The organism is Streptomyces sp. NPDC025618 (assembly GCF_055558795.1).
In genome coordinates, this window is sequence record NZ_JBVHLW010000016.1 from 119029 (window position 1) to 132738 (window position 13710).

General features: G+C 72.6%; 7 protein-coding genes. 2 read left to right on the plus strand and 5 right to left on the minus strand.

Annotated features, from left to right (window positions below; all coding sequences use genetic code 11):
• The gene (locus tag ACZ4A5_RS16595) at positions 1-1440 is read left to right on the plus strand and encodes an NAD(P)/FAD-dependent oxidoreductase (RefSeq protein ID WP_467583544.1); all 1440 of its coding nucleotides are present in this window, start codon (positions 1-3) and stop codon (positions 1438-1440) included.
• 142 nt (positions 1441-1582) lie between these two features.
• Here ACZ4A5_RS16595 and ACZ4A5_RS16600 read toward each other — a convergent pair whose 3' ends face one another.
• Genes ACZ4A5_RS16600 through ACZ4A5_RS16610 form a run of 3 tightly spaced genes read right to left on the minus strand, consistent with a single transcriptional unit; the run spans position 1583 to position 10816 of the window.
• Positions 1583-2443 (minus strand): SDR family oxidoreductase, encoded by an 861-nt coding sequence (locus ACZ4A5_RS16600; protein WP_467583547.1) that lies wholly within the window; start codon positions 2441-2443, stop codon positions 1583-1585.
• Complete coding sequence (locus tag ACZ4A5_RS16605) at positions 2433-3632, minus strand: FAD-dependent monooxygenase (RefSeq protein WP_467583550.1); 1200 nt, start codon at positions 3630-3632, stop codon at positions 2433-2435. Before ACZ4A5_RS16605 ends, ACZ4A5_RS16600 begins: the two co-directional genes overlap by 11 nt.
• 2 nt (positions 3633-3634) lie before the next feature.
• On the minus strand, positions 3635-10816 hold the full coding sequence (locus ACZ4A5_RS16610) for an amino acid adenylation domain-containing protein (RefSeq protein ID WP_467583553.1): 7182 nt from the start codon (positions 10814-10816) through the stop codon (positions 3635-3637).
• Positions 10817-11016: 200 nt separating this feature from the next.
• Here ACZ4A5_RS16610 and ACZ4A5_RS16615 point away from each other — a divergent pair, with 200 nt between their 5' ends.
• Positions 11017-11781: an alpha/beta fold hydrolase gene (locus tag ACZ4A5_RS16615; protein WP_467583556.1), complete on the plus strand. Its 765-nt coding sequence runs from the start codon at positions 11017-11019 to the stop codon at positions 11779-11781.
• Between the two features lie 24 nt (positions 11782-11805).
• Here the strand turns inward: ACZ4A5_RS16615 and ACZ4A5_RS16620 are convergent, their stop codons facing one another.
• Both ACZ4A5_RS16620 and ACZ4A5_RS16625 read right to left on the minus strand, forming a co-directional pair.
• Complete coding sequence (locus ACZ4A5_RS16620; protein WP_467583558.1) at positions 11806-12687, minus strand: AfsR/SARP family transcriptional regulator; 882 nt, start codon at positions 12685-12687, stop codon at positions 11806-11808.
• 300 nt (positions 12688-12987) lie between these two features.
• Positions 12988-13710, minus strand: a 723-nt coding sequence (locus tag ACZ4A5_RS16625) for a biotin/lipoyl-containing protein (RefSeq protein ID WP_467583562.1), incomplete at its 5' end; no start/stop codon positions are given.

The following is a 13710-nucleotide window of genomic DNA, read 5'->3' on the forward strand; positions in this document are numbered from 1 at the left end:
GTGACCGGCCTCGCACTACCCCGCACCTGGCCGAGGAGCGCCCCCGCGCCCGAGCGGCGCACCGCCTGGCTGCGCGACGCCCTCGCCGCCGAGCCGGACGACGGCAAGTCCCCGCCGCTGGACGGCGACGTCCGGTGCGACGTGTGTGTCGTCGGCGGCGGCTACACCGGCCTGTGGACCGCCCTGGAGATCATCGAGCGGGCGCCCGGCACCGACGTCGTGCTCATCGACGCCGATATCTGCGGCGGTGGCGCGAGCGGCGCCAACGCCGGTTTCCTGATGCCCATGTGGGCGCGCTTCCGCGGCCTGGTGGCCATCGGCGACCACGAGGAGGCGCGGCGGCTGGGCGAGGCGTCCGAGCGGGCCGTCGACGAGATCCTGTCCTTCGCCGACGAGCACGGCATCGACGCGGAGCACCGGCGCGGGCCCTGGCTGTGGACCGCCTCCAACCGCGCACAGCTCGGCGCCTGGGAGGACACCCTGGAGGAGCTGGGCCGCGCGGGCATCGAGCCGCTGCGCCAGGTCTCCGCCGACGAGGCCCGCCGGATGGTCGGCACCCACTCCCACCACGGCGGCGTCGTCGACCCCGGCTGCGCGACCGTCCAGCCCGCGAAGCTCACCCGCGGCATGCGGCGCGTGGCCCTGGAGAAGGGCATCCGCATCCACGAGCGGACCCCGCTGACCGCGCTGCGCACCGGCGTACGGACCGAGGCCGTGACCCCGCGCGGCACGATATCCGCCGACCGCGTCGTCCTCGCCATCAACGCCTGGGCCGGTCAGCTGGAGGACATCGGCAGCCGCATGGTGACCATCGCCAGCGACACCGTCCTCACCACCCCCATCCCCGACCGGCTCGCGGAGCGCGGCTGGACGGACGGCACCTCCGTGTGCGACTCGCGGCGGCGGCTGAACTACTACCGCACCACGCCCGACGGCCGCCTCGTCTTCGGCAAGGGCGGCTCGGGCGTCGCCTACGGCCGCACCGGCCCCGACACGATGTGGGGCGCGCCCCTGCGCGCCGCCGAGATGCGGCAGCAGTTCCTGCGCCTCTTCCCCGACCTGGCCGACGTGCCCATCGCCGGCGCGTGGACGGCACCGGTGGAGTACGGCGTGACGGGCGTGCCCTTCGCCGGGTGGCTGCGGTCCGTGCCGAACGTCTGTTACGCCACCGGGTATTCGGGTGACGGCGTGGGCCCCTCGAAGCTCATGGCGAAGGTCCTGGCTTCTCTTGTGCTCGGCACGCGCGACGAATGGTCTTCCTCGGGCTTCGCCCGGACTCCTCTTGGGGGACTGCCTCCTGAGCCGTTCCGCTATGCGGGGGCCAGGGCCGTGCTTCCCGCTCTGGCGGCTGTGGAGGGGCGGGAGGACCGGGGGGCGTTTGTTCCTGGCCTCGTGAAGCGCGCGGTGTCCATCGATCCTTCGGCGTTCCGGAGGGCGTGATCCGGGGGTGGGCGGGGGCTTGTTCCCCTGCCCACCCCGGCCGCCGGTCCGTTGCCGCCTGCGGCGGGGACGCCCTTCGGGCGCCCACGGGGAAGGGGCGGGGCCGGGGAACCAGCCCCGCCCCGCCCCGCCCCGCCGGAGATCAACGAGTGATCGGCCCCAGATACCGGTCCAGTGCCGCATCCGGCAGCACCCGGGAAAGCACGCTCAACCGCCGCGCGTCCACCCCCACCCCGTACCGGGCCCGAGGACGGGCGTCAGTGAGAGCCCGGACGACGGCCCGGGAGAAGTGCGCGGGAGTGGTCGAACTCGCCCTCGCGCCCCGCTCGTTCGCGAAGAGGAAGCGGTTGAAGGGAATCCGGTACAGCGAGGCCACCCCCTCCGGCACGGACTCCAGGGCCGCCCGCGCCGTATCCGAGACCTTGCCCCAGATCGGCGTCATGATCGCGCCGGGCTGGACCACGGAGACGTCGATGCCGAAGCCGCGCAGTTCCCGCCGGAGGACGTCCGTCAGGGCCTCCTTGGCGAACTGGGCCGCGGAATAGGCGCCCATGTAGGGGATGGCGACGCTGCCGAGGCCGGAGGTGACGTTGACGACGCGGCCGCGGCTGCGGCGCAGTACGGGGAGGAAGGCGCGGGTCACGGCGAGCTGGCCGACGACGTTGGTGTCGAGCTGGCGGCGGAGTTCGTCGGTGGTGACGCATTCCAGGGGCGCGGCGACGCAGACGCCGGCGTTGTTGACGACGGCCCACAGGCCGTCCTCGCCCACGGCGGCCTCGATCTCCTTCGCGGCCGCGGCGATCGAGGCGTCGTCGGTGACGTCGACGCGTACGGGGGTGAGCCTGCCGTACGCGGCGGCGGCCAGGTCGTCGCCGTCGCCCGGCCTGCGGACGCCCGCGAAGACGTGGAAGCCCTCCTCGGCCAGGTGCAGCGCGCACGCGCGGCCGAGGCCGGAGGACGCCCCGGTGACCAGGACCGCCCGGCCCGCTCCGCTACCGGACATGGGTCGCCTCCGCCGTGGTGTGGCCGGGGAAGGTGAGGGAGTCCTCCAGCGTGCGGGTGAGCCGCTTGGCCGGGAGGAACTTGAAGTAGGCGTCGCGGATCGGGCGTCGCACGGGGTTCTCCGACTGCTCGAAGTCGCTGATGCCGCGGGAGGCGGCCACCATGCCACGGGCGCGTTCGCGGCGCTCGTCCTCGTAGCGGCGCAGCCCCCGGGTGAGGTCGTCGGCGGAGCCGAGCACCCGGGCGAGCACGGCGGCGTCCTCGATGGCCATGCCGGAGCCCTGGCCGAGGCTGGTGAGCATCGGGTGCGCGGCGTCGCCGAGGAGGGTCACCGGGCCCCTGCCCCAGCGCTCCAGGAAGGGCCGGTCGCGGGAGGGGACGGCGATGATGGACTCCTCGGGCGTCACCCGGATCGCCTTCTGCACCTCGTCGGCCCAGCCCGCGTAGGCGCGCAGGACCTCGGGCTTGCCGCCTCGCCAGTCGCGGGACTGCGCGGCGGGCATGTTCTTGGTGCCCCACCAGTAGAGCCGGCCGCCGCCCATGTCGACGAGCCCGAACCGCTTGCCGCTGCCCCAGTAGTGGGTCACCGAGCCGCGGGTGAAGCGCGGGTGCTCGAAGGGCACGACGGCGAGCCAGACGATGTAGCCGCTGTCCTTGGAGCTCTCACCGGGGCCGACGAGCTGGCGGCGGACGACGGAGTTGAAGCCGTCGGCGCCGATGAGCACGTCGCCCTCGGTCTCGCCGCCGTCCTCGAAGCGGACGCGCACGCCGCCGCCGGTCTCGTCCGTCTCGAACCCCCGGGCCGTCCGGCCGAGGTGGATCGGGATGCCCTCGGCGGCTTCCAGCAGGGCCTGCTGGAGGTCGGAGCGGGTGATCAGGACGCTGGGCACACCGAGCCGGGAGATGATGCCGGGGAAGGGGAACTCCCTGATCAGCCGGCCGCGGGCGGTCCTGACGTGGTACGACTCCAGGACCTGCCCGCGCTTCTCCAGGCCGAGGTCGATGCCGATCGAGTCGAGGGCCGCGAGGGCGTTGCTCATCACGGACAGCCCGGACCCGGCGGCCTTGAGCTCGCTCGCCCGCTCGTGGACCTCGACGTCGAGTCCGGCCTTGCGCAGGGCGACGGCCGTGGCGAGGCCGCCTATGCCGGCGCCGATGACGACGGCCTTGCGGTTCTTCTTCTGGCTCATGCTCACTTCTCGCTCATCAGTGCGGTGACGGTCTCGACGACGTGCTTCACGAAAGGCTCTTCCATGAGCGTGAGGTGGTCGCCGGGCACGTCGATGACGTTCAGGTCGCCGGTGGTGCGCTCACGCCAGCCGTTGGTGGGGTCGCGGTGCAGGGACTCGATGGCCGTGTGCATGTTGTCCAGGACCGGCGGCAGCGGCTCCATGGCGTGGATCAGCGCCATGTCCTGCTCGACGACCTCGGGCCGGTAGGCGAACGCGGCGCGCCAGTTGGCCTCGTAGACGTGGAAGAGCCGTCGGACGATCACCCCGGAGGACCCGGCGGGCAGGACGCCCTCGTCGACCGCGAGCTGGGCGATGAAGTCGAACTTCTCCTCCAGCGTGGTCAGATGGCCGGGAATGATCTCCTCCGGGGACTTGCCGCCCCGCTGGAGCCACAGCAGCTCCCAGAAGAACCAGGTGAGCAGCGCGTCGTCACCGGCGGCCTTGCGGCGGCCCGGGTTGAGGGCCGTGGTGTCGAGGAGGACCAGGCTCGCGATCTCCTCGCCCGCCGCGCGCAGCTGCCGTGCCATCTCGAAGGCGACGAAGCCGCCGAAGGACCAGCCGCCGATGGCGTACGGGCCGCTGGGCTGCACGCGCTTGATGGCCTCGACGTAGCTGGCCGCGATCTCCGGGACGCTGCGCAGCGGTTCGGTGCCCGCGTCGCTGCCGGCCGCCTGGAGGGCGTAGAGCGGCTGGTCCTCCGGGAGGTGGGGGGTGAAGCGGAGGTAGCACAGGACGTTGCCGCCCATGGGGTGGACGAAGAACATCGGCCGCTTGTCGCCCGCGGCCCGGATGGGCACGAGCGGGTCGAAGGCGGACACCGCTCCGCCGCCGCGCAGCCTCTCGGCGAGTTCGGCGACGGTGGGCGAGGCGACGAACTCCGAGAGCGGGACGTTGATGCCGTAGCGCTGCTCGATCAGCACGACCAGGCGCATCGCGGTGAGCGAGGTGCCGCCGAGGTCGAAGATGTTGTCGTGGACGCCGACGGCGGGCAGCTGGAGCAGCTCGCCGAGGATCTCGGCGAGCGTCCGCTCGTACTCGTCGCGCGGTGCCGTGTGCTCGCCGGTGGTGGCCGTGGTGAGCTGCCGGGCGCGCAGCGCCTTGTCGTCGCGCTTGCCGCTCGGGGTGAGCGGGAGCGCGTCGAGCCACTCGAAGTGCGACGGGATCATGTAGTCGGGCAGCACCGTGCGCAGCTGCTTGGCGAGCTGGCCGAGGTCGGTGCTCCCGGGGTCGCCGGTCAGGAAGGCGGCGAGGAAGGAGTCGTTGCCCTCGCGGCGGCGGGCGACGACGGCGGCCTCGGACAGGCCCGGGTGGTCCGGTGCGAAGCGGGTGATGGCGAGCTCGACCTCCGCCGGCTCGACGCGGAAGCCGCGCACCTTGACCTGCGAGTCCTCGCGGCCGACGCAGACGATCGCACCGCCGGGGAGGCGGAATCCGAGGTCGCCGGTGCGGTAGAGGCGCTCGGTGCGCCCGTCGGCGGCGCGGGTCACGAACCGCTCGGCGGTCAGCTCCGGCTGGTCGGCGTAGCCGTCGGCGAGGCAGGCGCCCGCGAGGTAGAGCTCGCCCTTCACGCCGTCGGGCACCGGCCGGAGCCGGGCGTCGAGCACGTAGGCGGCGGCTCCGTCGATCGCGGTGCCGATGGGCGGCAGCGCGGGCCAGGAGGCGGGGTCGCCGGTCATGGTGTGGGCGGTGACGACGTGCGACTCGGTGGGCCCGTACTGGTTCTCCAGGAGCACGCCGGGCAGCCGCTCGCACAGCGCGCGGATCTCGTCGGTGACCCGGAGCTGTTCGCCGGAGGACGCCAGGACCCTGATGCTCCGCGGCACGGCGTCGAGGGCGACCGCGGTCTCGGCGAACTGCTGGAGCGCGACGTAGGGGAGGAAGAGCCGCTCGACGCCGTGCCGGTCCAGCAGGCGCAGCAGCGCGGGCATGTCGCGCCGCTCGTCCTCGGTGACGACCAGCAGGTTCCCGCCGCCGCAGAGCGTGGAGAAGATCTCCTGGAAGGAGACGTCGAAGCTCATGGGGGCGTACTGCGCGGTGGTGCCGCCGACGGCGCCGCTGGGGACGCGGTTCTGCCAGGCGACGAGGTTGGCGAGCGACCGGTGGGGCATCGCGACGCCCTTGGGCTTCCCGGTGCTGCCGGAGGTGAAGAGGACGTACGCGACGGACTCCGGCGCGATCGCGGGCAGCGGGACGTCCGCGGGGGCCACGCCGTCGAAGATCTCCTCGGCGGTGAGGACGGCGGTGCCGTCGGTGAGGAGGTGGGCCTGGTCGGCGTGGGCGACGACCCGGAAGGGGCGGGCCTGTTCCAGCATCGCGGCGAGCCGCTCCTGCGGATAGCCGGTGTCCAGCGGGACCGTGGCGGCACCGGCCCGGAGCACGCCGAGGATCGTGGCGATCGTCTCGGGCGAGCGGCGCATCGCGATGCCCACCCGGTCACCGGGGCGCGAGCCCAGCGCGACGAGGGTGCGGGCGACGCGGGCGGAGGCGCGCTCCAGCTCCGCGTACGTCCAGCGGGTCTCCCCGAAGGTGAGGGCGGTGGCGTCCGGGGTGCGGGCGGCCTGCTCCTCGAAGAGGCGGGCGACGTCGGGGTGGGCGGCCTTCGCCCCCGTCGCGACGGCCGGGGCTCCGGCGAGGAACGCGAAGTCCGGTGCCTCTTCGGGGTGTTCGACCAGCCGGCGCAGGATGCCGGTGAAGCCGTTCGCGTACAGCTCGGCCTGCGCGGTGGTGAAGGTGCGGCCCTGGTGGTCCAGGCGCAGGGAGATGCTCTCGTCCGTCGGGTCGGTCATGGCGTTGACGAGGAGCTGGAAGTTGGTCTCCTCCCATGCCTGGAAGTTCCGCAGCTCCACGCCCGGCAGCCGGAAGACCTCGGCGAGCTGGCGGAAGTGGATGTAGTTGAAGGCGGTCTCCAGGACGGTGACGCCCAGGTCCTCCTGGATGGAGCTGAGCGGATAGCGCCGGTGCGGGTGGCTGTCCTGCTCCTGCCGGAACGCCTCGCGGACGACGTCGAGCCAGGTGGGGGCGTCCGCCTGGAGCCGGACCGGCATGGTGTTGAGGAAGAGGCCCGCGATGCGCTCGGAGCCCTCCTGTTCGGGGCGGCCGTGGGTGACGAGGCCGGTGGTGATGTCCGTGGCGCCGGAGAACAGCCGCAGGGTCAGGCAGTGGGCCGCGAAGAGCACGGACTTCACGGGCAGGGCGTGCGCGCGGGCGAAGGCGCGTATCGCGCCGGTGAGCCCGGCGGGCAGGTGGACCGTGCGGGTGATCAGCTCCTCGCCGCCGGGCGCCTCGTGCGGCCGGAAGGCACCGAGCTGCGGCAGCGTGGCGCCGTCGAGCCGCGCGCGCCAGTACGCGCGGGTGGCCTCGGACGCGAGGGCCAGGCGCTCGGCCCGGATGTGCTGGGCGGGGCTGGGCAGTTCACGGTCCGCGACGGCCTCGATGCCGAGGCCGAGCGCGTGGAGGTAGTCCTGGAACAGCTCGCGCACGAGGTTGGCGACGCTGCCGCCGTCGAGGATCGCGTGGTGGAAGCTGAGGACGAGCTCGACGGTCTCCTCCAGCAGGTGCACGCGGAAGTGGTACAGCGGCGCCTGCTCGAAGACGTACGGGTGGAAGCGGCGCTCCTCGATGTGCCGGCTGATCTCGGCGCGGGCGGCCGCGTCGTCGTGGCCGCGCAGGTCGACGATGCCGAGGCCGCCCTCGACGGCCGGTGCCACGGTCTGGAGCGGCTCCGAGAAGGTGCCGAGGTCGAAGGAGGAGCGCAGCACGGGGTGGCGGGCCACCAGCCGGTCGAAGGCGTGCCGGAAGCGGTCCTCGTCCCAGGGCAGGACGAAGGTGTACTGGAAGACGTCGCGGTAGACGGCCGAGTCCTCGCGGGCGCGGCTGTGGTAGAGCAGGCCGAGCTGGAGGCGGGAGAGCGGATAGGCGTCCTCGGCGCCCTCCAGGCGGGCCCGGTCGACGCCGGACACCAGGCCGAAGGGTTCGAGCGCGGGTTCCTCGGCGGTCCCGTCGGCACCGGTCGCGCGGGCGGCCAGGGCGGCGATCGTGGGGTTGCGCATGAGGTCGGTGAGCGAGAAGTGGATGCCCTGCTTCTCGGCCCGGGCCCGCACCCGGAGCATGAGGATGGAGTCGCCGCCGAGCGCGAAGTAGTCGTCGTGGACGCCGACGCTGTCGACCTCCAGGAGCTCGGCCCAGATCGCGGCGAGCGCCGCCTCGGTCGCGTCGCGGGGCGCGGTGTCGTCGCGCCCGGTGGCGGTGTCGGCGGCCGGGGCGGGCAGCGCGCGGCGGTCGGCCTTGCCGTTCGGGGTGAGCGGTACGGCGTCGATCCGCACGTAGAGCGCGGGGATCATGAACTCGGGCAGGTTCGCGGCGAGTTCGGCGCGGAACCGCGCGGGCTCGACGGTCTCGTCCGCGACGTAGTAGCCCACGAGGTGGGTGCCGCGCGCCGGGGAGGTCCGGTCGACGACGACGGCGTCGCGCACGCCGGGCACCCGGGCGAGGAAGTGCCGCACCTCGCCGAGCTCGACGCGGTTGCCGCGGATCTTGACCTGGCCGTCGATGCGCCCGAGGTATTCGACGGTGCCGTCGGCCAGCCAGCGGGCGAGGTCGCCGGTGCGGTAGAGGCGGCTGCCGGGCGTGAACGGGTCGTCGGTGAACTTCTCGGCGGTCAGCTCCGGTCGCTCCAGATAGCCGCGCGCCACCTGCACGCCGCCGACGCACAGCTCGCCGGGGACGCCGACGGGCTGGAGCCCGCCGTGCGCGTCCAGGACGTGGAGGCGGGTGTTGTGGACGGGGCGGCCGATCGGCACCCGGCGCACGGTCCCCTCGGTGGGGCAGTCGAAGTAGGAGACGTCGACGGTGGCCTCGGTCGGCCCGTAGAGGTTGACCAGCTTCGGCGCGAAGTCGCCGCCGAAGATCCGGTTGAACTGCTCGACGCGGGTGGCGGGCAGGGCCTCGCCGCTGCAGAAGACGTAGCGCAGCGAGGCGGCCTCGGCGCGCAGCTCGGGGGCGTCGTCGAGCAGGTCGAGGAAGGGGCCGAGCATGGACGGCACGAAGTGCATGACGGTGACCCGCTGTGCGGCGAGGGTGCGCAGGATGCCGCGCGGGTCCTTCTCGCCGCCCACGGGCAGCAGCGCGAGGCTCGCGCCCTCGATCGCCCACCAGAACAGCTCCCACACGGAGACGTCGAAGGAGATCGGCGTCTTCTGAAGCAGCACGTCGCCTTCGCCCACGGGATAGCGGCTCTGCATCCACGCGAGGCGGTTGACCACCGAGTGGTGCTCGACCATGACGCCCTTGGGCTTGCCGGTCGAGCCGGAGGTGTAGATGACGTACGCGAGGTCGCGGGAGGTCGCGACGGGTTCGAGCGGGCCGTCCGGGGCGTCGGGCAGCTCGTCGACGCGCAGCACGCGCACGCCGTCGGCGACCTGCGGCTCCGGGGAGTCGCTGGCCACCAGGACGACCTTGGCGCGGCTGTCCTGGAGCAGGAACGCGATGCGATCGGCGGGGTATCCGGGGTCGACGGGCACGTACGCGCCGCCGGACTTGAGCACGCCGAGCAGCGCGACCAGGGTGCGGGGGGCGCGGCGCATGAGGACGGCGACCCGGTCGTCGGGGCGCACGCCCTCGGCGCGCAGGACCCGTGCCAGCCGGTCGGCGCGGGCGTCGAGCTCGGCGTAGGTGAGGCCGGGGTCCGTGCCGTCGGCGGCGACCGCGACGCGGTCCGGGGTGCGCGCGGCCTGCTCCTCGATCAGGCTGTGCAGGGTGCGGTCGCTCGCGTACGGCACGAGGGGACCCTGCCGGGTCGCGGTGAGGTCCGCGCGCTCGGCGTCGCTCAGCACGGGCAGGGTGACGGCGGGCCGGTCCTCCTGCTCGACGCCGGCCGCGATCAGGGAGCGCAGATGCCCGGCGACGGCCTCGATGGGGTAGTCCTCGTCGAAGACGTCGCGGGCGTAGTACAGGTCGACGCGCAGGTCGGCGTCGTCCTCGAAGGCGTGGATCTGCACGGCCAGCGCGTCGGACGCGTGCACGGGGGCCTGGATGACGCTCTCGACGGCGGCGCCGGGGACCTCCGGGCGCGGGTGGCGGAGGTAGGAGAGCGTGATGTCGAAGAGCTGCCGGGAGCCGGTGCCGGCCGCGGGCAGGTCGCGGAGCACGTCGCCGAGGGCGAGCCGCTCGTGGCCCTTGTGCGCGTCGGTGGCCTCCCGTACGCGGCCGGCCAGCTCGTGGAGCGTGGCGTCGGCGGTCACGGCCACCCGCAGGGGCAGGTTGTTGGCGAACTGGCCGACGGTCGCCAGCTCACGGTCCGTGCGGCGGTTGCGGAAGGGGACGCCGAGGACGATCTCGTCGGTGCGGTGGACGCGCGTGAAGTACGCCGCGAAGACGGCCGCGACGAAGGAGAAGGGCGAGCTTCCGCCCTTGCGTATCCGCTCGACGAGCGCGGCCTCCACGGTGAAGGTGTGGTGGCCGTCGCGGCGTTCGCCCTCGGGGAGCCGCGGCGCGGCGCGGGTGAACAGGGCGGGCACGACGCCGTCGAGGGCCTGCCGGTGGAAGGCGCGGTCCTGCTCGTAGGCCGCGGAGGCGCGGTAGGCGTCCTCGGTGGCGAGAGTGTCGAGCGGCGAGGGCGGGACGGTGGCGTCCACGTCGGCCGCGCCGCGCGTGGCGCGGCCGTAGTCGGCCCACGTCTGCAGGGAGACCTGATTGGCCGCCCAGGCGTCCACGATCAAGTGGTGCGCGTTGAGGAAGAGATGGGCCACGACGTCGCTCTCGCGCAGCACCGCCGCGGTGAACAGGCGGCCGCGGCGCAGCGGGAAGGGGCGCGCGAAGGAGCTCTCCCGCCAGGCGGCACAGGCGGCCGCGGGGTCCGCCGCGCCGGAGAAGTCGAGGTACTCCACCCACTCGGCGGCGGAACCGGCGTCGGCTCCCTCGATCCACTGGCCGGGCACGCCGTCCAGCTCGTCGAAGCGCGAGGAGAACGCCTCGTTGCGGCGCAGCACACCGGTCAGGCAGCGGCGCAGCACCTCCAGATCGACCCGGCCGTCGAGCCTTTCGTGGAGGACCACATTGAACTGGTGATCCCCGGGAGCGTGTGATTCCGCTGCCCAGATGTCACGCTGGTACGAGGTAAGGGGAGAAATACGGGGAGGCGTCATGGCCTTCCTTCCGCTTTTGACAAAGGGGGGGGGTTGTATCCGGCCTCTCGCCCCGAACCTTAGATTTCCCATAACCGTATGTACCACTACTTGTACGAGTAGAAGCCGACCACTCGTTCGAGTGGTCGGCTCGGTGATATGACGAAAAATCCTGACAGAGGAAGGGCGTTGGGCCCGGTTCGCGGGCTAGCCTCCGGCGCGTGACCACATTCATTGAGGGCTCGGGACCGGCGCTGCTGCTCGCGCACGGCGCGGGCAGCGATATCCAGGACAGCTACGGACCGATTCTCGGCGAACTCACCGGGCGGCATACGGTGATCGGGCCCGACTTTCCCGGTTCGGGAAAGTCGCCATTGCCGCGGGGGCCGCTCTCCCTGGATCTCCTCGCGGACCACATAGTGGATTCCGCGGTGCGCGCGGGGGCGGAGACCTTCGCCCTCTCCGGCTTCTCCATGGGCACGGCGGTCGCGGTACGCGCGGCGGCCCGCCACCCGGAGCGGGTGACGGGCCTGGTGCTCTCCTCGGGCTTCGCGAAGCCGAACGCGCGCCTCCTCCTCGCGATCGACACCTGGCGCACGCTCGGCCGCGGCGGCGACGCCCGCGCGCTCGCCTCCTACCTCTCCCTGCTCGTGGGCGGCGCCACCTGGCTCGACGCACGCTCCTCGGAGGAACTAGAGGAACAGCTCGCCCTGTTCGCGGCGGGCATGCCGCCGGGCACGGACGAGCAGCTGGCCCTCTTCGGCACGATCGACGTCCGGCCCGACCTCGCGGGCATCCGCGTCCCCACCCTGGTGATCTCCCCCACCGAGGACATCCTCACGACGCCCTCCCTCTCACGCGAGCTGGCGGCGGGCATACCGGGCGCGAGGCTGGCCACCCTGGAGTGCGGGCACGCGATCGCGGCGGAGCGGCCGGGCGCGTGGGCGGCGCTGATCACGGACTTCCTGGCGGGGACGGCGACGTGAGCCGTGCCGCGCCCGCGGGCTCCGTCAGCGGTGGATACCGCGCCGCCGGGGCGTACGCCGGACGACGCGGCGCTGCTGCGGGATGACGCGGCGGCCCAGGTCGAGCGCCATGGGGCGCGCGGCGACCGCCGGCGGGTCGAGGGACTCGTCGTTGTCCAGGACGGCCTGGTAGAGGGCGCGCATCCGGGGCGACGGCGAGATGCCCAGGTCGCGGTCGAGCGTGCCCGCCAGCCGGTGGAAGGCGTCCAGCGCGCAGGCCGCCCGGCCGGAGCGGTAGAGGGAGAGCATCCACTGGGCGTGCAGGTTCTCGTGCGTGGGATGCCGCACGGTCAACTCGGCGAGCTCCGTGGTCAGTTCGTGGTGGCGGCCCAGGCGCAGATCGGCCTCGATGCGCTGCTCCTGCGCCTGGAGGCGCTGCTCCTGGAGGACCGTGGCCCGGCCCTGGAGCAGCGGGCCGAGGGGGATGTCCGCCAGGGCGGGTCCGCGCCAGAGCTTCAGCGCCTTGTCCAGAGTGGCCGAGACCATGCGGTCGTCCTCCCGCGCCAGGGCGGCGCGGGCGGTGCGGACGTGCTCCTCGAAGAGCTCCAGATCGGTGCCGCCGGGCTCGACGACCAGGCGGTAGCCGTAGTTGGCGGTCTGGAGGATCCGCTTCGCCTCACCGAGGGACCCGATGCGCGGAATCGTGCTCATGGCCATGCGGAGATGCAGGACATAGGTGTGCAGGGTCGAATAGGCGCTCTGCGGAGGATTCTGGTCCCAGAGTTCCTCTATGCAGGCGTCCACGGAAACCGACCGGTTGGCGTTGAGAATCAGCAGCGCGAGCAACTGCCGCTGCTTGGGCGGCGTGGGCGTGAAAGGAAGACCGTCGTCCGTGGCAAGCAATGGACCCAGCACTGAGAATTTCATGAACCCAACCCCCCGGTTTACGGGTCGACCGCGAAGAGCGGGACCCTTAGGCATGGTGGGAAACCTACAGCGCGGCTTGACCGAGTGCACCCAAGGTAGCGGAATTAACGAGTCCGACATCATTCCGGACACTTCACCAGCGCGTCGCCAACTGCCCTGACCTGCGGTGCAGTTACCTCACGTAGCACTACGGCCGGGCGGGGCCCGCACTCTCCGGCGCTGTGGGCCAGCCCACAAGGCCGGCCCAGGCGGGCCCCAGACGCTCTCCAGAAGTGCATGGAATTCGTCAAATCCAGTTGGTCAATCCTTGATCTCACAGATGACGGCGCCGGACGAGACAGAAGCACCCACTTCGGCACTTATGCCCTTGACCCTGCCCGCGCGGTGGGAATTGATTGGCTGTTCCATCTTCATTGCTTCCAGCACCACGACGAGGTCGCCCTCGGCCACTTCCTGCCCCTCCTCGACCGCGACCTTGACGATCGTGCCCTGCATCGGGGAGGTCAATGCGTCGCCCGAGGCGGCGGCTCCGGCTTTCTTCGCGGCCCGCCGCTTCGGCTTGGCACCGCCCGCTTCGGCCTTGCCTCCCGGGGCCGTTCCCAGTGACGACGGCAGGGAGATCTCCAGCCGCTTGCCGTCCACCTCGACGACCACCGTCTCGCGCGTCTCCGGCTCGGCGGCCTCGTCCCCCGCGGGTGCGGAGAATGGCGGGATCTGGTTGACGAACTCGGTTTCGATCCAGCGGGTGTGGACGTGGAAGGGGTCGGTGGTGAAGGCGGGGTCGGTGACGACGGCGCGGTGGAAGGGGATGGCGGTGGCCATGCCTTCGACGGTGAACTCGCCCAGGGCGCGGGCGGCGCGCTGGAGTGCCTGTTCGCGGGTGGCGCCGGTGACGATGAGTTTGGCGAGGAGGGAGTCCCAGGCGGGTCCGATCACCGATCCTGCTTCGACGCCGGCGTCCAGGCGCACGCCGGGTCCGGTGGGTGCGTCGAAGCGGGTCACGGTGCCGGGGGCGGGCAGGAA